Origin of the sequence: Pseudomonas sp. B40(2017), from assembly GCF_002112855.1 — a bacterium.
GTDB classification, from domain to species: domain Bacteria; phylum Pseudomonadota; class Gammaproteobacteria; order Pseudomonadales; family Pseudomonadaceae; genus Aquipseudomonas; species Aquipseudomonas pharyngis.
Genome location: NZ_NEIT01000005.1, coordinates 491,175 through 511,898 on the forward strand (window position 1 = coordinate 491,175; position 20,724 = coordinate 511,898).

The 20,724-nt window shown below is 61.2% G+C and carries 23 protein-coding genes; all 23 read left to right on the forward strand.

The features are described from left to right. Positions 1–58 precede the first annotated feature (58 nt). The 23 genes from CAF76_RS16345 (at position 59) to CAF76_RS16455 (ending at position 20,708) form a co-directional block, all read left to right on the forward strand. On the forward strand, positions 59–580 hold the full coding sequence (locus CAF76_RS16345) for a hypothetical protein (RefSeq protein ID WP_085647807.1): 522 nt from the start codon (positions 59–61) through the stop codon (positions 578–580). Positions 581–583: 3 nt separating this feature from the next. Next, positions 584–1,192, forward strand: a complete 609-nt coding sequence (locus CAF76_RS16350) for a phage baseplate assembly protein V (protein WP_039771230.1) — start codon at positions 584–586, stop codon at positions 1,190–1,192. Between the two features lie 14 nt (positions 1,193–1,206). Then, entirely contained in the window at positions 1,207–1,539 is a 333-nt protein-coding gene (locus tag CAF76_RS16355) for a hypothetical protein (RefSeq protein WP_007954853.1), read from the forward strand. Continuing rightward, on the forward strand, positions 1,536–2,531 hold the full coding sequence (locus tag CAF76_RS16360; protein WP_085647808.1) for a baseplate J/gp47 family protein: 996 nt from the start codon (positions 1,536–1,538) through the stop codon (positions 2,529–2,531). Before CAF76_RS16355 ends, CAF76_RS16360 begins: the two co-directional genes overlap by 4 nt. Beyond that, positions 2,528–3,163 carry a phage tail protein I gene (locus tag CAF76_RS16365; RefSeq protein ID WP_085647809.1) on the forward strand — a complete coding sequence of 212 codons (636 nt, stop codon included), beginning with the start codon at positions 2,528–2,530 and terminating at the stop codon, positions 3,161–3,163. Before CAF76_RS16360 ends, CAF76_RS16365 begins: the two co-directional genes overlap by 4 nt. Next, positions 3,164–6,163 carry a tail fiber protein gene (locus CAF76_RS16370; RefSeq protein ID WP_256579621.1) on the forward strand — a complete coding sequence of 1,000 codons (3,000 nt, stop codon included), beginning with the start codon at positions 3,164–3,166 and terminating at the stop codon, positions 6,161–6,163. It abuts the gene before it with no gap. Between the two features lie 25 nt (positions 6,164–6,188). Beyond that, a complete protein-coding gene (locus CAF76_RS16375; protein ID WP_085647810.1) occupies positions 6,189–6,737 on the forward strand; it encodes a DUF4376 domain-containing protein in 549 nt (182 codons plus the stop codon). A 101-nt stretch (positions 6,738–6,838) separates the two neighbouring features. Further along, on the forward strand, positions 6,839–7,024 hold the full coding sequence (locus CAF76_RS16380; RefSeq protein ID WP_039771239.1) for a hypothetical protein: 186 nt from the start codon (positions 6,839–6,841) through the stop codon (positions 7,022–7,024). Between the two features lie 2 nt (positions 7,025–7,026). Continuing rightward, positions 7,027–8,193: a hypothetical protein gene (locus tag CAF76_RS16385; RefSeq protein ID WP_064379034.1), complete on the forward strand. Its 1,167-nt coding sequence runs from the start codon at positions 7,027–7,029 to the stop codon at positions 8,191–8,193. Then, complete coding sequence (locus CAF76_RS16390) at positions 8,193–8,699, forward strand: phage major tail tube protein (RefSeq protein WP_007954868.1); 507 nt, start codon at positions 8,193–8,195, stop codon at positions 8,697–8,699. Before CAF76_RS16385 ends, CAF76_RS16390 begins: the two co-directional genes overlap by 1 nt. A 99-nt stretch (positions 8,700–8,798) precedes the next feature. Beyond that, on the forward strand, positions 8,799–9,380 hold the full coding sequence (locus CAF76_RS16395) for a phage tail assembly protein (protein WP_064379036.1): 582 nt from the start codon (positions 8,799–8,801) through the stop codon (positions 9,378–9,380). A gap of 128 nt (positions 9,381–9,508) precedes the next feature. Beyond that, the gene (locus CAF76_RS16400) at positions 9,509–11,770 is read left to right on the forward strand and encodes a phage tail tape measure protein (protein WP_085647811.1); all 2,262 of its coding nucleotides are present in this window, start codon (positions 9,509–9,511) and stop codon (positions 11,768–11,770) included. Next, entirely contained in the window at positions 11,767–12,150 is a 384-nt protein-coding gene (locus tag CAF76_RS16405; RefSeq protein WP_085647812.1) for a phage tail protein, read from the forward strand. The genes CAF76_RS16400 and CAF76_RS16405 overlap by 4 nt, the downstream gene beginning before the upstream one ends. Beyond that, positions 12,143–12,355, forward strand: coding sequence for a tail protein X (locus tag CAF76_RS16410; protein ID WP_085647813.1), 213 nt, complete (start codon positions 12,143–12,145; stop codon positions 12,353–12,355). The genes CAF76_RS16405 and CAF76_RS16410 overlap by 8 nt, the downstream gene beginning before the upstream one ends. Positions 12,356–12,364: 9 nt before the next feature. Then, positions 12,365–13,393, forward strand: coding sequence for a phage tail protein (locus CAF76_RS16415; protein ID WP_085647814.1), 1,029 nt, complete (start codon positions 12,365–12,367; stop codon positions 13,391–13,393). A gap of 61 nt (positions 13,394–13,454) precedes the next feature. Further along, positions 13,455–14,039: a hypothetical protein gene (locus CAF76_RS16420; RefSeq protein ID WP_085647815.1), complete on the forward strand. Its 585-nt coding sequence runs from the start codon at positions 13,455–13,457 to the stop codon at positions 14,037–14,039. After that, positions 14,036–14,215, forward strand: a complete 180-nt coding sequence (locus tag CAF76_RS16425) for a DUF2635 domain-containing protein (protein ID WP_039771254.1) — start codon at positions 14,036–14,038, stop codon at positions 14,213–14,215. The genes CAF76_RS16420 and CAF76_RS16425 overlap by 4 nt, the downstream gene beginning before the upstream one ends. Beyond that, positions 14,215–15,711, forward strand: a complete 1,497-nt coding sequence (locus CAF76_RS16430) for a phage tail sheath subtilisin-like domain-containing protein (RefSeq protein WP_085647816.1) — start codon at positions 14,215–14,217, stop codon at positions 15,709–15,711. The genes CAF76_RS16425 and CAF76_RS16430 overlap by 1 nt, the downstream gene beginning before the upstream one ends. Positions 15,712–15,778: 67 nt before the next feature. Next, entirely contained in the window at positions 15,779–16,126 is a 348-nt protein-coding gene (locus CAF76_RS16435) for a phage tail tube protein (RefSeq protein WP_007908779.1), read from the forward strand. Beyond that, positions 16,123–16,419 carry a phage tail assembly protein gene (locus tag CAF76_RS16440; protein ID WP_003222226.1) on the forward strand — a complete coding sequence of 99 codons (297 nt, stop codon included), beginning with the start codon at positions 16,123–16,125 and terminating at the stop codon, positions 16,417–16,419. Before CAF76_RS16435 ends, CAF76_RS16440 begins: the two co-directional genes overlap by 4 nt. 130 nt (positions 16,420–16,549) lie before the next feature. Next, positions 16,550–18,445 (forward strand): phage tail protein, encoded by a 1,896-nt coding sequence (locus tag CAF76_RS16445; protein WP_143491815.1) that lies wholly within the window; start codon positions 16,550–16,552, stop codon positions 18,443–18,445. Continuing rightward, positions 18,432–19,667, forward strand: a complete 1,236-nt coding sequence (locus CAF76_RS16450; protein WP_039771262.1) for a DNA circularization protein — start codon at positions 18,432–18,434, stop codon at positions 19,665–19,667. The genes CAF76_RS16445 and CAF76_RS16450 overlap by 14 nt, the downstream gene beginning before the upstream one ends. A 3-nt stretch (positions 19,668–19,670) precedes the next feature. Further along, positions 19,671–20,708, forward strand: coding sequence for a phage baseplate assembly protein (locus CAF76_RS16455; RefSeq protein WP_085647817.1), 1,038 nt, complete (start codon positions 19,671–19,673; stop codon positions 20,706–20,708). The last annotated feature ends 16 nt before the right edge of the window (positions 20,709–20,724 follow it).

Genomic DNA, 20,724 nt, shown 5'->3' on the forward strand with positions numbered 1-20,724 from the left:
TCTCGCTGCACGCCGTGTGGCGGGACTTCGCGTGGACATCAGAAAAAGGAGGTCAAGCATGCCCACACCGATCCAGCAGCCTTCGCAGCTGTTCACGGCGATGGCGACAGCCTTGCGCAACAGCGCCGAGCTGAACGTGCAGGTCGGCAATCACGATGACTTCACCGCACCCGGCGACAAGGCCTGGGTGCTGATCGACATCGAGCGAAATGCACCGGGAGAGCGCGCCGCCAACGGGCGGATTGCCCATGTGCTGACGCTGTCGCTGCAAGTCATTCCGGCGCTGTCCGCCACGGCATTTGCCGCCTGTGATCTGATCGCCGCGCTGAAGAACCTGATCACCGACAACCGCTGGGGCTTGCCCGGCGATCAATGCGATCTGCCGATGAACATTGATGGAATGCCGTCATTGCTCGTCCGCGCCGATCAGCCGAGCAAAGCCTGGACGCTGACTTTCAACCAGACCCTCTACCTCGGTCCGACCCTGCTGGACGACCCGCTCGGTACACCGAAATTCGCCCGCACCTGGGAAGTCAGCGACATCGACGATCCCGACCAATACACCACGCTGGAGGCCTGACCGATGTTCGACGCGTTACTGCGAATGCAACTGGGCCCGATCATCGAGCGCCTGGCGGAAATGGAAGCCGAGATCGAAGACCTGCACCGTCGCGCCGAGAGTTATTGCCGCATCGGCATCTGTCAGGAGGTCGATGCGGCGAGCAACACCTGCAGGGTCAGCCACGGTGGATTGCTGACACCCGCCATCAAATTCTTCAACCCCAGTGCCGGCGCGCAGAGCGAGTCGCGGATCCCGACGGTGGGCGAACAGTGTCTGCTGTTCAACTACGGCAGCGGCGAAAGCGGTGCGCAGAGCGTAGCGTTGTTCGGGCTTAACAGTGACCGTTTTCCACCGACCTCGACGGTGCCGACGTTGACCCGTCGCGTCCATCAGGACGGCAGCGAAAGCGGCTACGACGACGCCACGCACACGCTGCATTGGCAAAACGGCCCGGCCGCCTTCAACGGCTCCCGCGAGTCGCTTGAGCTGAGCATCGGCCCGGCACGGCTGGCGATGACTCCGCAAGCGATCAACCTGCAACTGGGCGCGGTCGGCCTGACCATCGACGCCTCGGGCGTGCACTTCAGCGGCCCGCTGGTGGATCACCAGGGCCGCGTCATCAGCCCCTGAATCAAGAGCTTCCCATGATCGGAATCGATAGAGACAGCGGGGCCACGGTCGACGACTGGCTGCAATTCGTGCAGCGCGCGACCCGGGCCCTGACCACGCCGCTGGGCACCCGGCAAAAACGGCCCTTGTACGGTTCGCTGATCCCCACGCTGCTGGGGCAGAACCTGGGCGACGACATCCTGTTACTCGCCCAGAGCCACGCGGCCCAGGCGTTCTATAACCCGCAAAACGGCATCGGCGATTTCCAGCCCGGCGTGATCGTCGCCACCCGACAGGGCGCCGGTTTGCTGCTGCGGTTTGCCGGTACCTGGAAAAACCGCCAACAGACTTTCGAGGTCGTGACATGAGCATGTTGATCCCCGGCCAGAATCAGTTGGCCGAACCCTCCTTGATCAAGGTCGATGCCTTCGAGGATCTGCTCGCCGAGTTCAAGACCTTCTTGGTCGAGTACGTCGGCGCCCGCTCGCCGCAGAGCGCGGAAAAACTCAAGACCAGCCTGGAAAACGAAAGCGAATTGCTGACCCTGGCTCTGGAGGCCTTTTGCGTTCGCCTGCAAACCCACGAACGCAAATACAACGCTCGCATCAAGCAGATGCTGGCGTGGTGGGCCACCGGCAGCAACCTTGATGCGCGGTTGGCGGACATGGGCCTGGAGCGACAATTGCTCGATCCGGGCGATCCGGCGGCATTCCCGCCAGTGCCGGCGATCTACGAGAGCGACGACGACGCCCGGCTGCGCTATTACCTGGCGCCCCATGCGCCGGCGGCGGGCTCGCGGATGCAGTATCGCCGCGAGGTGTTCACCCTGGGCGAACGGCCGACGGTGAAAGTCGAATCCACCGATGCGGGTGTCGTGAACGTCACCTACACCTTCGACCCGGACGGCCTCGCCGCACAGGTCAAGGACGGCAATGGTCGCCGCACCGCGCCTGGCGAAGTGCAAGTCACCGTGCTTGCCCGCGAGGGCGACGGTACACCGTCCCCGACGTTGCTCGACGGCGTGCGCCGACACTTTGCTCGGCCCGACGTTTGTCCCGAGACCGACAAGGTGACGGTGCAGGCCGCCGAGATTCAGCGCTACAAGATCCGCGTCGTGGCCAAGATCAATTCCGGCCCGGATTCGGGTCTGACCAAGGTCGCCGCGCAGCAGCATTTGCAGGCCTACGCCGACAGCTGCCATCGCCTGGAAGGCCGGGTCGACCCGAGCTGGATCGACTACACGCTGCACAGCGCCGGTGCCGTGCAATTGCAGATTCTTGAACCGCTGACGCCCATCGTCTGCAGCGCATTTCAAGCGCCGTACTGCACGGCGGTCGAAGTCGAGGTGCAGACGCTATGACCGATCAGACACCGCGTCCGACCCTGCTGCCAGCCAACAGCTCGGCGCTGGAACGGGCCCTCGACATCGGCTTCGGCGCATTGCTTGATCGCGTCGCGCCGCCGTTTCCCGAACTGATGAACCCGAGTTCGACACCCGTCGCTTTCCTGCCGTATCTCGCGGCGGATCGTGGTGTTGCCGAATGGAGCACCGACGCACCGGAAGCGGAAAAGCGCCTGACCGTCGAACTGGCCTGGCCCACCGCGCGCCAGGCCGGCACTCGCAAGGCGCTGGAGAACGCCGCCAAGGGTTTGCAGCTCAGGCCGGAAATCCGCGCCTGGTACGAACAGACCCCGCCCGGCGAGCCTTACAGCTTTTCCGTGCGAGCCTTCAGCGAACAACCCTACAGCGAAGAAATCGACGCCCGTCTCGACCGGCGCCTGGCTGATGCCAAGAGCGAGCGGGACGTGCTGTCGGTGTCGGTCGGCCTCAGCGCCTTCGGCAATCACGTCATCGGTGCCGCGACTTTCTGCGGTGAGCTGACCACGGTTTATCCGGTGTTCCTCGAAGGACTCGAGACATCTGGCGAGGCCTTCATGGCGGCGGCGCTGTACACCGTCGAAACATCCACTATTTATCCTCAGGGGGCCTGAATGGCTGACTATTACACCCTGCTCACCAACGCAGGGATTGCCTACGAAACGGCGTGCAAGGCCGCGGGCCTGCCGATCAAGCTGACGCAGATTTCCGTCGGCGACGGCGGCGGCGCGGTCTACAACCCGGCCGCGACCGCCACCGCGCTGAAACGCGAAGTCTGGCGCGGACCGCTCAACGCCCTGTTCCAAGACGAGAAAAATCCGAGCTGGCTGCTCGCCGAAGTCTCCATTCCGCCGGACGTCGGCGGCTGGTACGTGCGTGAAGCCGGTCTGTGGACCGACACCGGGATTCTCTACGCGATCGTCAAATACCCGGAGTCGTTCAAACCGGTGCTGGCCACATCCGGCTCGGGAAAAGAGTTTTATATCCGCTCGATTTTCGAGACCAGCAATGCCTCGCTGGTGACGCTGCTGATCGATGACACGGTGGTCAAGGCCACACGTGCGTGGGTCATGAGCTACCTCACCGAAGAACTCGGCAAACTCGACGGCAAACAGTCGGTACGTGTCGCCGCCACCGCCAACGTGGTGTTGAACGGTGCGCAGCAGATCGACGGCGTGGCGGTGATTGCCGGCGACCGCGTGCTGCTGCCGAACCAGACGTTGGCGAAAGACAACGGTCTGTGGATCGTCGCCAACGGCGACTGGGTTCGGGCCAACGATGCCAACGTCAGCGCCAAGGTCACACCGGGCCTGACGGTGATGGTGGAGGAGGGAGCGCTCAACGGCGATTCGCTGTGGCACCTGACCACCAATGCGCCGATCACCCTCGGCACTACTGCGCTGACATTCAAGATGCTGGCAGGGCGCACCGGGATTGCTGCCGGGACTTACAAGAGTCTGAGCGTCGACGAATATGGCCGCGCGACGGCCGGCTCGAATCCCGACACGCTGGCCGGTTTCGGCATCAAGGATTCGTACACCAAGGCTGAAGTCGAATCGTTGATTGCCAAGGCGTCGGCGTTGCCGGTGGGTTCGATTGTTGCGTTCCCCGTCGATACACCACCGCCGGGCTTTCTGGAGTTGGACAACAGCGTCAAGAGCAGCGCGACTTACCCGGACTTGAGCGCCTATCTGGGCGGCAAGTTCAACAAGGGTGATGAGGGCGTCGGGAATTTCCGGTTGCCTGAGGCGCGTGGGGAGTTTTTGCGCGGTTGGGATCATGGGCGTGGGGTGGATGCCGGGCGGCAGTTGGGCACCAGTCAGCTGGACGCCATGCAGCGCCTGACCGGTGCCATTGCAGCAGCGGATTCCACTGGGCTCGGCCAAGCGCTCAACGGTGTTTATGGCGGCGTTAAATCCGGCGTGTCCAAGGGTGTCAATGTTGCAGCTGACGCCTACACCAGTATCGATTTTGACAACGCCCGACAGGCTCGGACCGCCACTGAAAACCGTCCGCGCAACGTCTCCGTCATGTGGTGCATCAAAGCCTGGAATGCCCCGATCAATCAAGGAAACATCGACGTAGCGGCATTGGTCAAGGAAGTGTCACGCCTCGGATCTGCCGTTCCGGTGGGGGCCGTCATGGCGTTCCCGACGGGGATTGTGCCGCCCGGTTTTCTTGAGCTCAATGGCAGTGTACAGAGCACTTCGACGTATCCGGATCTGGCAGCGTATCTCGGCACCACTTACAACAAGGGTGATGAGGGCGCTGGCAACTTCCGGTTGCCGGAATCACGCGGTGAGTTCCTGCGGGGTTGGGATCATGGGCGTGGTATAGACCCGGGTCGGACGATTGGTAGCTGGGCGCCCGATGAGCTGAAGTCTCACGTCCACCAGATTGACGCGCCTGCCAATCCGGCCGGACTGGGCCAGGACAAGGTGGCTCGGGGCAACCGCTCGGACAGCAACGGAACACCGACAACGACAGCCACTGGCGGATCGGAAACCCGTCCGCGCAGCATTGCGGTCATGTGGTGTATCAAGGCCTGGAACGCCCCGGTCAATCAGGGAAGCATTGACGTAGCCGCGCTGGCCAATGAAGTCGCACAGCTCAAATCCTCTGTTCCGGTCGGTGCTGTTCTGTCGTTTCCAACGGGTGTCGTTCCTGCCGGTTATCTGGAGCTGGACGGCAGTGTGCAGAGCATTGCGACCTATCCGGATCTGGCGGCGTATCTCGGCACTACATTCAACAAGGGCGATGAGGGGGCCGGGAATTTCCGGTTGCCGGAATCTCGCGGCGAATTCCTGCGAGGTTGGGATCATGGTCGCGGTGTTGACGCTGGTCGGACAATCGGTAGCTGGCAAAAAGCGACGTTGGTTGCGCACGATGCAGTGACCTCGACAGCGCAGGCTATCCAAGCTGCGGCCTCATCGTGGAAACTCAATCCAGACAATAGCGGGAAGTCTCACCCGGTACTCGGAGGCGACGTTGCCTTTGCGGCCGACTATCCTGCCGCATTTTTCTCTTCTGGCGAAATCACCTCCCCGGTTTCGCTGAATCAGGCGGCGCTGTTTACTGATGGGCACCTGGTTGGCACCCGTCCGCGCAACCTGGCTGTCATGTGGTGCATCAAGGCCTGGAACGCCCCGGTCAATCAGGGAAGTATTGATGTAGCTGCGTTGTCCGGTCTGGCGCAGCAGGCTACCGAACTCAATCAAGGCACTGCGACGGTTGCGACCCAGGCACAGGTCGATGCAGGTGCCGACGATAAAACCTTCGTGACCCCGAAAAAAATGCGCTGGGGTTTCTCCATCAGTGTTTCCGGCGACATGAGCGGCAGCTATGTCATTTTCCCAACCTGGCTCGGAGGCTTGACCCTCCAGTGGGGGATGACGACCGCCATCGCATCCGGAGCCAATTACTTGCAGGCGTTTCCGGTCGCCTACCCAATGGTCAACCCGTCAGTATTTATCACTTACCCCAATACGGCCGTGGACGCTCCCGTCGGATCGACCTACATCGGGCAAATCAAAGGGATCAGTAAAGCGAACGTGACCATTCGTAATCTGGGTCAGGGACCTGCACAGTTTTACTACTTTGCAGTGGGTCGCTAATACAACGGAGTGACGAGGTCTATTTATGAAATTCGCAACATTTGATGAGCACGGAGACCTGACCGGTCGGTATGACTCCGATATTCATAGCGTGATTCCTGAGCAGGCAATTGAACTCAGTGACGCGGTATTTCTGGCGACCAGAACAGAGAGGGACGGTGTCTGGAAGTTGGTTGACGGTGACGTGGTCAAGTTACCTTTCCCTCACATCGAACCCGATTATGCGGCTCTGTTTGCGGCTGAGCGTTTCACCCGGGAAGCATCAGGTATTGCCGTAGAGGGATTGCGCATCGAGACCTCTCGTGAGAGTCAGGCTTTGATCGCAAGCACAGGTCTCTCCGCAGTACTTGATCCGCAGTACCGCTGCAATTTTAAAACCCTTAGCGGTTTCGTCGAAATCGGTGCCGCACAGATTCTCTCAATTGCGCAGGCTGTCAGGGCGCACGTGCAGGCTTGTTTCGATCGCGAACTGGAGTTGCTCCAGGCAATCGAGCACGGCACGTACTCCGATGAAATGCTCAAGGAAGGCTGGCCCGATTCCATGCCAGCTTCACCGACCTCCGAGCCTCAATAAAACGCCCCGCACCCCGGGGCATTTTCTTGTCCGCCCAACACATTCAACACCCACCAAGCCCCTCCCAACGAGGGGCTTTCCCGTTTATGGAGAAACGAAAAATGGCAACCCGCCAAACCTACACCGTGCTCGTTCCATTCCCCACCGGCGGTGGGCACTGGTCGAGTGTCGGCCAGGAACTCGATCTGCTCGATGTCGAGGCCAGTGCCCTGCACAGCGCCGGTCGACTGGAGCTGAAAACACCTACCACCAAGGCCGTGAAGGCCGCTGCCAAGAAGGCTGACTGACTATGGCTGAGGTTCTGAACTTCGAGCACAACGGCATTACCGTCAATGCCACCGAATCCCCCGAGGCCATGGGTGGCCTGGGCGACAACGTCATCGGTCTGGTCGGCACCGCGCCGAAGGCCGATCCGCTGATTCCGCGTAACGCACCGTTTCGCATCAACAGCTTCACCACCCACGCGCTGCTCGATCCGACCGGTTCGGAAGAGGGCACCCTGTACCACGCCGTTTACCAGATCCTCAAAGTGGTGAAGGTGCCGGTGTACGTGGTGATCGTCGAAGCGGGCGCGACCCCGGCCGATACCGTCAACGCGGTAATCGGCGGTGTTGAGCCAGCCACCGGCCGCAAGCTCGGTCTGGCGGCACTGGGCAGCGTCCCGGAAGACCTGACCATCATCGGCGCGCCGGGCTTCACCGGCACCAAGGCGGTGGCCAGCGAGTTCGCCTCGTTCGGCAAGCGCATCAAGGCCCGTGTGGTGCTGGACGGCAAGGACGTCTCGGTCGCCGATCAGGTGCTGTACAGCCAGGAGCTGGGCGGTGCGGATCTCGGTTTCGACCGTTGCCTGGTGGTGCACAACATGCCTGCCGTGTACTCGAAAGCCGCGAAGAAGAACGTATTCCTCGCGCCATCCAGCCTGGCGATTGCCGCGCTGGCCAAGGTCAAGCAATGGGAGAGCCCGGGCAACCAGGTGACCTACGCCGAAGACGTGTCGCGGGTCGTTGAGTACAACATCCTCGACACCTCCACCGAAGGCGATCTGCTCAACCGCTACGGCGTCAGCTATTACGCCCGCACCATCCTTGGCGGCTTCTCGCTGCTGGGCAACCGCTCGATTACCGGCAAGTTCATCAGCTACGTCGGTCTGGAAGACGCCATCAGCCGCAAGCTGGTGAAGGCCGGCCAGAAGGCCATGGCGAAGAACCTGACCAAGTCGTTCATGGATCAGGAAGTCAAACGCATCAACGACTGGCTGCAAACCCTGGTCGCCGACGAAACCATTCCCGGCGGCAGCGTGTACCTGCACCCGGAACTCAACAGCGTCGAGAAGTACAAGAACGGCACCTGGTACGTGGTCATCGACTACGGCCGCTACGCGCCGAACGAACACATGGTTTATCAACTCAACGCCCGCGATGAAATCATCGAGCAGTTCCTGGAGGACGTTCTCTAATGTTTACCAACCGCGTAAGACAGGCCATCGCGGCCACCCTGCAAGGCCTGCCGTTGTCGGCGACCGTGGAGGAATTCACTCCGCCGAAGATCGAATTCGATGTGGAAGAGATGCGTGGCGGCCGTTTCATCGTCGAAGAAATGGCCAAGGGCGGCAAAGCGCTCAATGCCAAGTTGACCCTGCAAGGCATGGGCACCGAAGTCATGCTCGCACTGGGTGTGAAGCTGGGCGACGACATCCTGCTGAACGTGCGTGAAGGCGGTCAGGATCAGGACGGCAACACCTGGTTCACCTACCACACCGTCGGCGGCAAGCTGAAATCCCTGGAGGAAACCGCGGTGAAGATGGGTGAAAAACCCAAGACCAACCTGGAGCTCTCCTGCCGCACCTACAACCGCCTGGAAAACGGCGTGCCGGTGATCGACATCGACGTGCGCACCCAGAAGTTCGTGCTCAACGGCGTCGACATCCTCGGTGATGCCCGTCGTGCGGTGCTGATGCCGTAAGCCTCGGCCAAAGGTAATCACAAAACCCTGTGGGAGTGGGCAAAACCCGCTCCCACAAGGGACTGCAACACCCCTCAAGAATCACCAAGGAATTCATACATGTCGTGGATGCCACCCAAGCATGACCTGTTGTCGCCGATTACCGGTGACGACGGCTCGCAGATCGAATCGATCCAGCTCAAGCCGCTGTTCTACGCCGCCCAGAAAGAAGCGCTGGAACGCGCTGGCGACGATGAGGACGACCAGTTCTTCGAACTGGCGCTGCTGGCCACCGGCTTGTCGGTCAAGGAACTCGACCAGCTCAAGCGCCCAGACTACGTGACCATCGCGCAGTACGTGCACGAATTCTCGACCCGTCCGGCATCGTTCTTTCTCGAACAGGTCGAAGACGCGGAAAAATCCGACGATCCAGATCAGGTGCAACTGCTGTTGCCGCTCGCCGTCACCGGCCGCACCGTGACTTCGCTGAGCCTGGAAATGCCGGCGCTGCGGGCCACCAAAGTGATGAAGAAACTGAAAACGGCCAAGGAACGTGCCGAATTCATCACCGCCCATTGCACCGGCCTGATGATCCCCGATCTGGCCCTGTTGAGCGTGCCGGACTGGACACAATTGCAGGTGCGCATCGACGATTTTTTAAACCAGCCGGCGGCCTTCTTTCAGAACGCGACATCGAAGTAATCCTCGATATCGTGCCGCTCATTTACCCGGTAAGTGAGGCGGAGATTCTGGAGTGGGACGCCGAAAAGGCGTTGCGCCGCTACGACATAGCGATCACTCGCCTTGGCGTGAAACAGGAGTAGAGCGGCATGGCAGAGAGCAAATTTGCGCTCACATACGCCAATGAGAGTGGCAACGCAGCAGCCGGGTTGGCGGTGGCCGATGGCTTTGGCAAACCGCTGCAGGACTTGAATCTGACTATGGCGCTGGTCAGCGTGGATATTCGCTTGCTCACGCAGGAGCAGATCAAGCTGCGGGAACTGCTGGTCAGCCAGCAGTCGTTGTTCAAGGTCGTCACGGCGCCGCCAGCCGCCAATAGTGAGCCGAAGTCAAAACTCAAGGCGGAAATCGAGCAGCGCCCGCCACCGAAAAGACTGCAATCGGCGATGGCCAACGAGACGGCGCTGGTTGAATTGAATCAGGTGCTGCACCTGAGCACGAAATCGCTTCAGGCTCTTTCGGAAAAGAACCTGGAAATCGCCAGTGATAAACGGGTTGCCCCCAGCGGGGCTACCGGCGCGGATCTGTTGCAAGTGCAACTCGCAGGGCTGCGGTCCGGCATCAGTGATGGTCTGAAGGGCGAGCAGAAAACCGAGGCGTTACAGGATTTCTCCCGTGATGCCGCCATCAATGCCTCGGCCTTCAAGATGGATGTCAAGGCGGCTGGCGAAATGTTGTCGGGCTGGCGCACCGCTTTGAAGCTTGATCAGGTGCAGAGCCAGGATCTGGCAGACGCAACCAACTACCTTGGCAACAGTGGCCTGAACGTCAAAGCCGCGGACATCGGCTCCGTCGTTCAAAGCGCCGGTCAGGACGCCAAGGCTGCCGGGATGACACCCGAACAAGTGGCTGCACTTGCGGCGGCGTTCCTCAACAGCGGCGCTAACAAGACCGATGCCGGAGCGGCGCTGAAGAGTTTCACGACGGTTCTGGGCAAGGGAAAATCCGCGTCATCGGCGCAGCGCTCGGCCTGGGCCGACATAGGTCTGAACCCGGAGTCGCTCGCGCACGGGATGAGTGGCGATGCACCCGAAACGATCAAGCTGGTTCTGGAACAACTCAAGCAACAGCCTGAGGAGAAACAGGCTTCGCTGACTAAAACGCTGTTTGGCAACAATGATGCAATCCTCGAGTTGTTGAAGAAGCCTGAGGATGTTCAAACGGCGTTCAAGCTGGTTGCTGACAAGTCCCTGTATGCAGGCTCGGCGGGAGCAACCGCTGAGGCTTATGGCAATACATCGCAGGGACGCTGGAATGCGCTGGATGCGAGTCTAAACCGGCTGTCCACGGCAGTCGGCAATGCATTGGCCCCGGTGACAGACGGCATTGCCATCGGGCTTACTGCGGTGGTCAATGGACTGAGCGCAGCGGCCGAAACCTTCCCGTTCATCACCGCTGCACTGACATTGCTTGGGGTGGCCGCCACGCCGTTCGTGGCGGGGGCACTGAAAACCGGCGTGTCTGCAGTGCTTGATGCGGTCTCCACGAGGCTTCTGCGCCTGGCCGCAGCACGTCTTCCGTCCGAAGTCGGCGATATGATCACCGGTGACGATGACAACGGTGGCGGTCGCAAAAAGAAACGTTCGGCTCGCAAGTCGGGTCAGGGCAAGCAGGCTAAAACCACTGCGAAAAGTGCCAAGCCCCGCACGCCCGCTGTTCGTCAAAGCCTGGGCAATCGCCTGCGCGGTGCAGCGATGAAGGTCATGCCTTCGATCAAGCGTGCGGCTGCCAGGGTCTTGCCTGCGGTGCGAAGCGCCGGTGTCAAGGTCATGCCTGCGGTGCGGAGTTTCGGAGCCAAAGTCATGCCTGCGGTGCGGAGCTTCGGAGCCAAGATCATGCCGATGCTGTCCCGGATGACACCTTTGGTGGGTAAGGTCGCTGCCCCGTTAGTGGTGGCGCACGCCGCTTACACAGGCCTGAAAGGTCTGCGTGAAGGTGATGAAAAAGCGGTGGGAAGCGCAAAAGCCGAGCTGGCAGGGGCAGCCATTGGCGCTGTGATCGGCGGGTTTGTTTTTCCAGGTGTCGGCATAGGCATCGGGAGTGCCTTGGGCGGAATGGCGGGCTCATGGCTATCAGAAAAACTCGCGGACCCGCCCACCGACAAACTCGCTGCACCGGGAGATGTCGCGAAAAACCTGGTCAACGCTCCCACTCAAAGTCAAAACCAGCAAGTCACCTTCTCCCCACTGATCCAGGTCACCTGTCCGGCACCGGACACTGCCGAGCAGATTCGCTCGATCATCGGGCAACAACTGAGCGGACAATTCCACGGCGAGTTCCTGCCGCTGTTGACCAACAACCCGCTCGCCACCCGCCGTGACGCAGCCCTGACCGATGGAGTCGCCCAATGAAACAACAAATGGCACTGGGCAGTTTCATCTTCGGTTTGTCCCGGGATTTTGCGTACAGCACGCTGTCGCGAAAATCCGAGGGTGGCTGGACCGAGTTGCAGATCCTCAACAGCAAACCCAAATCCCATCAGACAGGGCAGAAGCCTGAAACCCTGACCATCTCCGGCACCTCGATGTACGCCGTGGGGATGGAACGGCTCGATGAACTGCGTGCGCTGCAAGCACTGCGTGCACCGTTGCCGTTGATTGACGGCATCGGTCGCAACTGGGGTTTGTGGCGGATCAACAGCATCGACGAAAACCAGAGCGAGGTCATCGATGACGGCACCGCGATGGTGATCAAGTGGGTCATCGGATTGTCGGAGTTCAACAATGCGTAAGGTACGAAGCGTGGCCGGTGACTCGGTGAATCTGTTGCTCTACCGCGAAACCGGTCGCAGCGATGACAGCGCCGAAGAAACCCTCTGGAAACTCAACCCGACCCTGGCCGAGCACGGCCCGATCCTGCCGGCAGGTGTCTGGGTGACGCTGCCGGAGCTCGACAGCAGACCGGCCGCAATCAAACCGGTTCTGGCCTGGGATTAAGGAGGCTGCATGGCACAGGGATTTACGCCGGCGATTGAAATCTACGGCGCCAACAAGGACCTGCTCAACCAGCGCCTGATCAGTTGGGAACACATCGATGCCGCTGGAATGGAGTCCGATCAACTGACGCTGGTGCTCGATCTGGAAGGCCTTGAAGGCTTGCCTACCCTGGGCGGCACCATCGGCCTGCGGGTGGGCTATCTGGAGACCGGACTGGTGGAAAAAGGCCAGTTCAAGGTCACTCGACTGACACCGACGCTGTTCCCGCTGCGTCTGACACTGGTCGCAACTGCAGCGCCTTTCAGCGGCAAGGACGAAACCGGATTCAAGGAACGGCGCACGGCCAGTCATGGCCCTATAACCCTTGGCGGACTGTTTCGCGAGCTGGTCTCGAGACACGGATTCTCGCCGCGTGTGGATCCCGAACTGGCGCTGATCAGGATCGCCCATGTCGACCAGTCGAACGAAACCGACATGAGCTTCATCACACGCCTGGCGAAAAAGTACGACGCGGTGGCCAAACCGTTCAACGACCTCTACGTACTGGCGAAACCGGCGCAACTGAAAAACCTGTCGGGACAGGTCATACCGGACGTCAGGCTGTCGGTGACCCACAACAATCGGCCGGGCGATCACGCCTTCATCAGCGCCACGCTGGAAGAGACCGCCCGCACCCAGAATCAGGGTTGCAAAACCTCATTCTGGGACGGTGCTCTCGGCAAGCTGCGGGAGGTGATCACCGGTTCCGAACCCTACAAGGTCATCCGCCAGAAACTGGCCAGCGAAGAAGAAGCCAAAGCCATCGGCGAGGCCGAAGTGCGCAAGATGCTGCGCGAGAAATACAAGCTGAAGGTCACCTGCCCGGGCGATCCCCTGCTGGCAGCCGAAGGTCTGCTGGTACTCGACGATACCTGGCCGGACTTCATGCGCGGTCGCTGGTCGATCGAGAAAGTCACTGCCAGCGGCAAGCGCGAGGAAAGCTATCGCTGCCTGATCGAAGCGACCGGCCGGGATCCCGAGGCAAAAGCCAAGGACTGATCCTCCGATCTCACCGCCACACGCATCACTGTGGCCACTCACACATCCTGGAACGCTCCCCATGAAGATCTCCCCGATCCTCACGCAGCTGCGTGCGCAATGCCCAAGCCTTGCCGGCCATATCGCGACAGGTGTCGACCTGGCGCTATTGCAAGGCGACCCGAATCTGCCGATGCCCTCGGCCCATGTTTCACCGCTGGCCGACCTGGCCAGCACCAGCACTGCCCAGAACACCGCCAGCCAACCGATCCGCGACCGCTTCGAAATCATCCTGGCACTCGATGCCACGGACGCCACAAAAGCGCTGGATCTGTTGCACGACCTGCGCGCCGAACTTTGGCGTGCGCTGGTGGGTTTCAAACCCGATTCCAACTACAGCGCCATCGTTTACGACGGCGGCGAAACGGTCTCGATCAACAGCAGCCGCGCGTTCTACCGGCTGCGCTTTTTTGCCGAGTTCCAGCTGGGCCGCAATCTGCCGAGTCAGCCTGCGGAGAGTTGGCACGAACGCGAACTGGACGGTTTGTCGTCCTTTACCGGGGCCACCGTGCGGGTCGATGCGATCGACCCGGCCGACCCCAACCTGAAACGCCCGGGCCCTGACGGGCGCGTGGAAATGACTTTCTCTGGAGACGTAACCCCATGAGCAACCGCATCACCGTAGTGCCGGCCCCTGGCCGTGCCGTGCCGGACCCGGAAGCCGGCGACCTGCTGCCACTGGAAGGCCGTGAAGTGCTGGACAGCGCCTGGTGGCGCCGGCGTCTGGCCGACGGCGATATCACCCTCAAAACCGCAACAGCCAAACAAAAGGGAGCCAAATAATGGCGATCGGATTCAGCAACATCCCTGCGGACATTCGTGTACCGCTGTTCTATGCCGAAATGGACAACTCGGCCGCCAATAGCGCGTCCTCGTCCATGCGTCGCCTGATCGTGGCGCAGGTCAACGACAACATCGCCCCGAGCGAAGTCGGCAAACTGGTGCTGGTCTCCAGCGTTGCGCTGGCCAAGAGCATTGGCGGCCAGGGCTCGATGCTGGCCTCGATGTACGAGACCTTCCGCAAGGCCGACCCGATCGGTGAGATCTGGTGCCTGCCGCTGCACAACGCCACTGGCGCCATCGCCAAAGGCGTGCTGACCCTGACCGGCACCGCGACTCAGGCTGGCGTACTCAACCTGTATGTCGGCGGCGTCCGCTTCCAGGCCACCGTGGTCAACGGTGCCACCGCTGCCCAGGCGGCCACCGCTCTGGCACAGAAAATCAACGCCACCGCCGATCTGCCGGTGAGCGCTGCCGCCGCTGAAGGCGTCGTCACTCTGAACGCCAAATGGACCGGCGAGAGCGGCAACGACATCAGCCTGCAATTCAATCGCCTGGGCAAGAGCAACGGCGAAGAAACCCCGGCCGGCCTGACCACCGCGATTACCGCCATGACCGGCGGCGTCGGTGTGCCTGACCAGGTTGAAGCGGTTGCTGCACTGGGTGATGAGCCGTTCGAATTCATCGCGCTGCCATGGTCCGACCTGGCCACCCTCAACACCTGGCAAGCGGTGATGGACGACAGCACCGGTCGCTGGTCGTGGGCCAAGCAACTGTTCGGTCACGTCTACAGCGCCAAACGCGGCACCGTCGGCACGCTGGTGGCGGCCGGTCAGGCTCGCAACGACCAGCACATGACCATTCAGGCGCTGGAGCCGGGCGTTCCACAACCGGTGTGGGTACAAGCTGCAGCACTGGCAGCGCGCACTGCGGTGTTCATCTCCGCCGACGCCAGCCGTCCGACCCAGAGCGGCAGCCTGCCGGGCGTCGATCCGGCCCCGGCGAGCGAGCGCTTCACCCTGACCGAGCGTCAGTCGCTGCTCAACTACGGCATCGCCACCGCGTACTACGAAGGCGGCTACGTGCGCATCCAGCGCTCGATCACCACCTACCAGAAGAACGCTTACGGCCAGGCCGACAACTCGTACCTGGACAGCGAAACCATGCACCAGTCGGCGTTCATCGTGCGTCGTCTGCAAAGCGTGATCACCAGCAAGTACGGTCGCCACAAACTGGCTTCCGACGGCACCCGTTTTGGCGCCGGCCAGCCGATCGTCACCCCGGCGACCATTCGCGGTGAGCTGATCGCCCAGTACGCCAAGCTCGAACTCGAAGGCCACGTGGAAAACGCCGAGCTGTTCGCCGAGCACCTGATCGTCGAGCGCGACGTGCAGGACCCGAGCCGCGTGAACGTGCTGTTCCCGCCGGATTACATCAACGGTCTGCGCGTGTTCGCACTGCTCAACCAGTTCCGCCTGCAGTACGACGACGTCGCCTGATCGGCCCGTCTGACACTGTGATTTCAGCCCACCTTGCGTGGGCTTTTTATTTGAAGGGAGTAACACCATGGGTCAACTGATTGCAGGCACCTGCTACGTCAAGGTCGACGGTGCACAACTGACTATCAATGGCGGCTGCGAAGCCCCGCTGATGGCCGTCAAACGCGAAACCGTCGTGCCGGGTTTCTACAAGGAAACCGACATCGCTCCATCGTTCAAGGTGACCGCGCTGCACACCGCCGACTTCCCGTTGAAGAAGCTGATCGAAGGCACCGACATCACCGTCACCTGCGAATTCAGCAACGGCAAAGTCTACGTACTGGCCGGTGCCTACCTGGTCGAAGAGCCAGTCTCCAAAGGCGATGACGCCACCATCGAACTGAAATTCGAAGGCATCAAGGGGACCTGGCAATGAGCGGCGCCGTGAAGCTTCAGGTTGCGATCGAAGCTCACGGCGAGCCCCTGACCGAACTCGTCCTGCGCCGTCCGACGGTGCAGGAGGTACGAGCGATCAAGGCGCTGCCGTACAAGATCGACAAGAGCGAAGAGGTCAGCCTCGACATGGACGTGGCGGCCAAATACATCGCCGTGTGCGCCGGCATTCCGCCGTCGTCGGTCAACCAGTTGGACCTGGCTGACCTCAACGCGCTGAGCTGGGCCGTTGCGAGTTTTTTCATGAGTGCGGCGTCGGAGCCATCACCGACCTGATTTCGGTCGCCTATGACCTGGCCTGGTTCTGGAAGGTTGACCCCGAACAGATGATGGCCAGGCCACTGGATGTGCTTCGCGAATCGCTGGAGCACGCGCAACGGATCAATGCGATGCAGCAGGTGCAGTGATGGCAGAAGAAACCAAAGCTAAAGCGTCGGTGCTGCTTACCGGCATCGACGAACTGTCACCCAAACTCGGCGCCCTGCGAGTGAAGGTCGATGACTTCAAGAAAAACCTCGAACAGACCGGCCTCGGCAAACTGGACATCAGCGGTCTGTTCAAGGGCGGCAGCGTGATTACGCCGTTCGTGGACGGTATCAAATCCGCCGCAGCCTTTCAGGGCAAGCTTGCCGAGGTCAGCGAGACGGCGAAAACCGTCGACCTGCCGGACACTCCCAAAGCCGCCGCGCAGAACATGAACGTGTTCAGCGCGTCGATGGAAAAGGTCTCCGCTGCGGTGGACGCCGCACTGGTGCCGGCGGTGGGCGCATTGGTCGTCGGGCTGGAGCCGATGCTGACCCAGGTCGGCAGCCTGCTGGCCGACAACCCGAAACTGGTCGAAGGCCTGGCAGCGGGGGCGATTGCGTTTTCCGCCATGCAAACCGCCGTCACCGGCATGACCCAGGTGATGGACGTCATGAGCATGGTGCTCAAGACCAACCCGATCATGCTGATCGCCATGGGCATTGCCGTGGCGGCCGGTCTGATCGTGGCCAACTGGACACCGATTTCCGCGTTCTTCACCGGATTGTGGGAGGGCGTGAAAAACGCCGGAGCCAGTGCAATGGCGACGTTGCGCTCGGTGCTCGACTGGCGGCCGCTGGATGCACTGGCGGCGTTGTGGGAACCGGTCACCGGTTTCTTTTCGGGAATCTGGGACAAGGTCAAGGCTGTGACCGCGCCGGTGATCGACTTCTTCAAGTCGGTTTTCTCGTGGTCGCCCGCAGGCTTGATCCTGGAAAACTGGGGACCGTTGACCGGTCTGTTTTCGGCAATCTGGGAACTGCTCAAGGCCTTGAGTGTGCCGGTGATGTCATTCCTCAGAAACCTGTTCAACTTCTCGCCGATGCAGATGATCGACAGTGCATGGGGCGGTGTTGTCCGGTTCTTCGAACCGATGTTCAGCGGCCTGCGAAACGCCGCGCAAACGGCGAAAGTGTTCCTGGTGTCGTTGTTCGACTTCTCGCCGATGCAGATGATCAACAGTGCGTGGGGCGGTGTTGTTGCGTACTTTCAGCCGGTGTGGACGACGCTGCAATCGGCCGTGCAAATCACCCGGGATACGCTGCGGGCACTGTTCGATTTTTTCCCGATGGAAATGATCACCAGCGCCTGGGGTGGTGTCGTCGGATTCTTCGAACCGATCTGGACGGCACTGCAAACGTCAGTGCAACAGGTCAAAGGCTTTTTCACCGGTCTGTTCGAGTGGTCGCCGCTGGAGCAGATTGCGCAGTACTGGCAGCCCATCGGTGAGGTTTTCTCGGCGCTGTGGGGTGTTGTGCTGGCGCTGTCCGCGCCGGTCGTGGATTTTTTGCACGGCCTGTTCGAATGGAAACCCCTGGATCAGATCATCGAGAGCTGGGGGCCGATTGTCGGGTGGTTCGGCGAGCTGTGGCAAAAGCTGCAAACCGTCATTGCACCGATCAAGGAACTGTTCGACGGTGGCTTCGCCGGGCTGATCGCCAAGGTCACCGGCAAGGTCGAAACCCTGACCGAAGCGCAACGCCAGACCAATGCCGAAGGCAAGGGCGAACTGGCGCCAGCGTTCTTCGGTGCCAGTGCGAAATCCGAGGGTGGCAGTGCGTTGCAGGGCGGTTCGTTGCCGCAATCCTCAGGCGCCCTGATCCAGCAAAGCGCCGCCAACAACCGCACGCAACTCGAAGGCGGCCTGACAGTACGCTTCGAAAACGCGCCGGCGGGGCTGCGCACCGATCAACCGCAAACCAATCAACCGGGGCTGGCGCTCAGTTCGCGCATCGGCTATCGCTCGCTCTCCATGGGAGGTTCCAATGAACTGGCGTGACCGTTTGTTGCCGGCATCCTTTCGCGGTGTCGGTTTCTGGATCGACCAGGCGAAAACCCCGGTCGGTCGCAAAGGGCAGCTGCACGAATATCCGCAACGCGACCTGCCGTTTTTCGAGGACCTCGGCCAGCAGGCCAAGACCCACGACCTGACGGCGTTCATCATCGGTGCCGATTGCCTGGAGCAGCGCGACAAGCTGCTCCAGGCCCTGGAGCAGGGCAGCGGCGAACTGGTGCATCCGTGGCTGGGGCGCTTGCAGGTCAAGGTCGGCGAGTGCGACATGACCCACACCCGCCAGGACGGCGGGATGGTGACGTTCAGCCTGAAGTTCTACCCCGACCGACCACTGCCGTTTCCGACGGCGACGGTCAGCACGCAAAAAGTCCTGCTGATCAAGGCCGAAGGTTTACTCGGCTCGGCGGTGGCGCGTTTCGAACAGGCGATGACCCTGATCAAGGCCGCGCGGATCGGCATCGCCAATCTGCGCAACAGCCTCACCGGCGTGTACGACGTGATCAAGGAGCAGCTCAAACCGCTGATCGCGCAGTACAAGCAGATCACCGAGCTGGTCAGGGCCGTGAAGGAGCTGCCCAAGGAAGTGGCGGCGGAGTTCAAGGGGTTGCTCGGCGATATCAAGGAGCTGAAGGCATTCGCGAAGGAGGGCTACCGTGGCGTGATTGCCGACGTGTCCCAACAGATCGAAGCCATCCGCAAGGCCGATGCGCCGAAAATCACCACCGGCAAGGACACCAACGCCGCCGCGCAAGCGATGGCCAACCTGGTGCAGGACACCCTGATCGTCAAAGTGGCGCAGTGGGTGGCCTCGATGCCGGTGGCGTCGACACCGGTGAAACTGACCTCGACACCCTCGCTGGACCAGCAATCGAAGCAGCCGGTCACGCGTCAGGAAGTGCCGGTCACCGACGATCTGCAAACGCTGCAAAAAGAGTTGAACGAAGCGCTGCAAAAGGCTCAGGACAAGGCCGACCCCGCGCACTACCAGGCCATCGCCGATGTGAAGGAAGCGCTGATCGCGCACCTCAAGGCCGTGGCTTCATCCGGTGTGCGACTGGTCAGCAAAACCTTTCAGGAAACCTTTCCGGCAGTGGTCGTGGCCTACAAACAGTTTGGCGACGCCACCCGTGTGACCGAGGTCATTCAGCGCAACGGTCTGTCTCATCCGAGCTTCCCACCCAACGAAGTCAAAGTTTCCAGGGAGTGAGCCATGAGCGAGATGGACAACCGCGTCACGCTGACCGTCGACAACATGGAATACGGCGGCTGGAAAAGCGTGCAGATCACCGCGGACCTGGAGCGTCAGTTCCGCACCTTCAAACTCGACATCACCTGGCAATGGCCGGGGCAGACCGTGGATCAGCGGATCAAGGCCGGCGACCCGTGCGAAGTGCGGATCGGCCAGGATCTGGTGCTCACCGGTTATGTGTTCAAGGCCCCGATCAGCTATGACGGGCGGCAGATCAGCCTGAGCATCGAAGGCAGTTCCAAGACCCAGGATCTGGTCGACTGTGCGGCGCGAAATATCCCCGGCCAATGGCAGGAACAGCCGCTGTTGAACATCGTCCAAGCCCTGGCCGGGGAATACTCGCAGTTTGTGATCAACGAGATTCCCGAGACCGCACGCCTGAGTAAACACACCATCGTTCCGGGTGAAACGGTGTTTCAGTCGATCGACCGTTTGCTCTCGCTGTACCGAGTGTTTTCCACCGATGACGCCGAAGGTCGGCTGGTGCTGGCCAAACCGGGCAGCGGCGGCCGCGCGAGCGATGCGCTGGAGCTGGGCAAGAACATTCTCTCGGCCAATGCGCCGATGGATCACAGCCAAGTGTTCTCCGAATACCGGGTGATCGGCCAGCAAAAGGGCAACGACAAGAAGAGCGGGGCGGCGGTCAGCGAGGTTGAATCCAGCGCCACCGACCTGAGCTTCAAGCGTCGGCGCACCACGATCATCAACGAAGGTTCGCAACTGACGTTCGAACTGGCCCAGCAGCGGGCCCAGTGGGAAAGCGCCACGCGCATGGGCCGGGCTCTGACCACCACTTATCAGGTGCAGGGCTGGCGCCAGTCCAACGGCGATCTGTGGCGCCACAACACGCTGGTGAAGGTCAAGGATCCGGTACTCGGTTTCGATGGCGACATGCTGATCTCCAAGGTGACGTATTCGCTGTCGGCGCAAGGCTCGGTGACCACGCTGCAAGTGGCGCCGCCGCATACCTTCGACGCCAATCCGACTCCACCGAAATAGCCACCAGCCTGACATT

Coding starts and splice junctions, on each gene's coding strand:
- CAF76_RS16345 (WP_085647807.1), top strand. CDS start 59: ATGCCCACACCGATCCAGCAGCCTTCGCAGCTGTTCACGGCGATGGCG.
- CAF76_RS16350 (WP_039771230.1), top strand. CDS start 584: ATGTTCGACGCGTTACTGCGAATGCAACTGGGCCCGATCATCGAGCGC.
- CAF76_RS16355 (WP_007954853.1), top strand. CDS start 1,207: ATGATCGGAATCGATAGAGACAGCGGGGCCACGGTCGACGACTGGCTG.
- CAF76_RS16360 (WP_085647808.1), top strand. CDS start 1,536: ATGAGCATGTTGATCCCCGGCCAGAATCAGTTGGCCGAACCCTCCTTG.
- CAF76_RS16365 (WP_085647809.1), top strand. CDS start 2,528: ATGACCGATCAGACACCGCGTCCGACCCTGCTGCCAGCCAACAGCTCG.
- CAF76_RS16370 (WP_256579621.1), top strand. CDS start 3,164: ATGGCTGACTATTACACCCTGCTCACCAACGCAGGGATTGCCTACGAA.
- CAF76_RS16375 (WP_085647810.1), top strand. CDS start 6,189: ATGAAATTCGCAACATTTGATGAGCACGGAGACCTGACCGGTCGGTAT.
- CAF76_RS16380 (WP_039771239.1), top strand. CDS start 6,839: ATGGCAACCCGCCAAACCTACACCGTGCTCGTTCCATTCCCCACCGGC.
- CAF76_RS16385 (WP_064379034.1), top strand. CDS start 7,027: ATGGCTGAGGTTCTGAACTTCGAGCACAACGGCATTACCGTCAATGCC.
- CAF76_RS16390 (WP_007954868.1), top strand. CDS start 8,193: ATGTTTACCAACCGCGTAAGACAGGCCATCGCGGCCACCCTGCAAGGC.
- CAF76_RS16395 (WP_064379036.1), top strand. CDS start 8,799: ATGTCGTGGATGCCACCCAAGCATGACCTGTTGTCGCCGATTACCGGT.
- CAF76_RS16400 (WP_085647811.1), top strand. CDS start 9,509: ATGGCAGAGAGCAAATTTGCGCTCACATACGCCAATGAGAGTGGCAAC.
- CAF76_RS16405 (WP_085647812.1), top strand. CDS start 11,767: ATGAAACAACAAATGGCACTGGGCAGTTTCATCTTCGGTTTGTCCCGG.
- CAF76_RS16410 (WP_085647813.1), top strand. CDS start 12,143: ATGCGTAAGGTACGAAGCGTGGCCGGTGACTCGGTGAATCTGTTGCTC.
- CAF76_RS16415 (WP_085647814.1), top strand. CDS start 12,365: ATGGCACAGGGATTTACGCCGGCGATTGAAATCTACGGCGCCAACAAG.
- CAF76_RS16420 (WP_085647815.1), top strand. CDS start 13,455: ATGAAGATCTCCCCGATCCTCACGCAGCTGCGTGCGCAATGCCCAAGC.
- CAF76_RS16425 (WP_039771254.1), top strand. CDS start 14,036: ATGAGCAACCGCATCACCGTAGTGCCGGCCCCTGGCCGTGCCGTGCCG.
- CAF76_RS16430 (WP_085647816.1), top strand. CDS start 14,215: ATGGCGATCGGATTCAGCAACATCCCTGCGGACATTCGTGTACCGCTG.
- CAF76_RS16435 (WP_007908779.1), top strand. CDS start 15,779: ATGGGTCAACTGATTGCAGGCACCTGCTACGTCAAGGTCGACGGTGCA.
- CAF76_RS16440 (WP_003222226.1), top strand. CDS start 16,123: ATGAGCGGCGCCGTGAAGCTTCAGGTTGCGATCGAAGCTCACGGCGAG.
- CAF76_RS16445 (WP_143491815.1), top strand. CDS start 16,550: ATGGCAGAAGAAACCAAAGCTAAAGCGTCGGTGCTGCTTACCGGCATC.
- CAF76_RS16450 (WP_039771262.1), top strand. CDS start 18,432: ATGAACTGGCGTGACCGTTTGTTGCCGGCATCCTTTCGCGGTGTCGGT.
- CAF76_RS16455 (WP_085647817.1), top strand. CDS start 19,671: ATGAGCGAGATGGACAACCGCGTCACGCTGACCGTCGACAACATGGAA.